The organism is Streptomyces sp. YIM 98790 (genome assembly GCF_011421595.1).
Classification (GTDB): Bacteria; Actinomycetota; Actinomycetes; order Streptomycetales; family Streptomycetaceae; genus Streptomyces.
The window spans coordinates 1-1,802 of record NZ_WTLH01000373.1 but is presented as its reverse complement, the minus strand read 5'-3'; the positions used below and the strand labels follow the sequence as shown (position 1 = coordinate 1,802).

The 1,802-nt window shown below is 78.7% G+C and carries 3 protein-coding genes; all 3 read right to left on the bottom strand.

Going from position 1 to position 1,802, the window contains the following annotated elements:
* Positions 1 to 138: 138 nt before the first annotated feature.
* The 3 genes from GQS09_RS28155 to GQS09_RS28145 are packed head-to-tail and all read right to left on the bottom strand — an operon-like array spanning position 139 to position 1,755.
* On the bottom strand, positions 139 to 741 hold the full coding sequence (locus GQS09_RS28155; protein WP_279577814.1) for a hypothetical protein: 603 nt from the start codon (positions 739 to 741) through the stop codon (positions 139 to 141).
* A gap of 10 nt (positions 742 to 751) precedes the next feature.
* Positions 752 to 1,285, bottom strand: coding sequence for a nuclear transport factor 2 family protein (locus tag GQS09_RS28150; protein WP_165990336.1), 534 nt, complete (start codon positions 1,283 to 1,285; stop codon positions 752 to 754).
* Complete coding sequence (locus tag GQS09_RS28145; RefSeq protein ID WP_243761889.1) at positions 1,282 to 1,755, bottom strand: hypothetical protein; 474 nt, start codon at positions 1,753 to 1,755, stop codon at positions 1,282 to 1,284. The genes GQS09_RS28150 and GQS09_RS28145 overlap by 4 nt, the downstream gene beginning before the upstream one ends.
* Between the last annotated feature and the right edge of the window lie 47 nt (positions 1,756 to 1,802).

Below are 1,802 nucleotides of genomic sequence, written 5' to 3'. Positions count from 1 at the left end.
GCCGGCCGGGGCCGGGCCGGGAGGCGGCGGGTGCGGTGGCGGAGGCGGCGCCGGCGGCCAGGCGGCGCCGGCGGTTGACCAGATGGCGGGTGGTGGAGGTGGACATGGCGCGTGCGCTCCTTGCTGTGGCCGGCACCGTCACCGGCGGGCGTAGCCCATCGGGGCCTGGGCGAGGGCGCTGAGCTTCCAGCCCTCGGGGGTGCGGCTCAGCTCGCCGAGCATGCGGCTCTCCTTCACCGCCGGGGCCTGCTCCGGCTCCGCGTCCGGGGTGCGGACCGTGATCCGCAGCGCGATCATGATCCGGGCGGTCCCGGCCCGCTCGTCCAGTTCGGTGACGGCGCCGGAGAGCACCTCGGCGGTGGTGACCGTCCCGGCGCGCCGGATCTGCTCCTCGAAGGCCTCCCGGCCCTCGGCGAGCTGGGTGTGCAGTTCGCCGGTGGTGGAGTCCAGCCACAGGCCGATGCCCCGGTCGGTGTCCCGGTGGTCGAGGGTGTTGAGGTTCTGCACGGCCTGCTTGCCCGCGGCCAGGGCCTCGTCCCGGGCGGCCCCGAACGCGGTCCGCTCGTCATGGGCCGCCGCATACCAGGCGGTGCCGGACCGGGCGGCGAAGCCCGCGGCGGCCAGCAGCAGGATCACGGCGGCCAGCAGGGCGGCCCGCCGGGCCCGGGCGCGGCGGCCTGTGCCGGGCGCGGCGGTGGAGGCGGCGGTGGAGGCGGTGGTGGAGGCGGTGGTGGTGGGCATGGTGTCCTCCTCAGCGGGAGGCGATGGCGGTGATCCGCCACCGTCCGTGGTCGAGCCGTGCGGTGACGGCGAGCTGCGCCGCCGCGGTGGCCGGCGGGCCGCCATCCGGCCGGCGGCCGGTCTGGTCCAGGAAGACCAGCAGTTCGGCGGTGTCGCCGGTCAGCCGGACGACCCCGGCGCGCACCACCCGGGTGGTGACGGCCAGCCCCTGGCGGTCGATCTGGTCGCGCACCCGGGTGAACAGGTCCCGGTGCTGGCGGGCGGCCTCGCCGGTGAGCAGCGCGGCGGCGGCCCGCTCGGTGTCCCCGGCGGTGTCCGGGGAGTAGGAGAGGACGGTGTCCAGGGCGGCGGTCACCTCCTCGATCACCTGCCGGGTGGCGGCACCGTCGGTCAGCGCCCGGTTGCGGCCGGCGGAATCGTCCAGCCGCCCGGCCAGCACCAGCAGTACCGTGCCGGCCAGCAGCAGCACGCCGGTCGCCGCGAGTGCCGCGGCCCGTGCGCGGCGGGCCGCGCCGGTGGCGGGGGCGGGGGCGGCGGGGGTCATGGGGTGCCCCCGGTGGGCTGCGGGGTGAGCGCGGTCAGGTCGGAGAGCTTCCAGCCCTCGCCGGTGCGGCTCAGCCCGGCCTCGTAGCGGCGGCGTTCCGTGACGGGTCCGGGGACCGGGCCGGCCGGGGTGAGCTCGACCTCCACCGTGGCGATCAGCCGGGCGGTGCCGGCCCGGGTGTCGAGCCGGGTGACCGCGGCGCCGGTCACCGTGCCGAGCGCGGCGCTGCCGGTCCCGGCCAGGGCCTCGGCGGCGGCCTGCCGGTCGCGGACCAGTTCCCGGTGCAGCGGCCCGGTGGTGACGGACAGCCAGGCGGCGGTCTCGGCGTCGGCGCGGGCCGGGTCCAGGGTGGTGAGGCGGGCGATCTGCCGTTCGCCGGCCAGCAGCACGGCGTCGCGCTCCCGGCCGTACGCGAGATCGCCGTCCCCGGCCGCCCGGACGCAGCTCCAGGCGGCGACGGCGCAGAACAGCGCGGCGGCGGCGAGCAGCGCGGCGAGCGGGCGCGGGCCCCGGACCG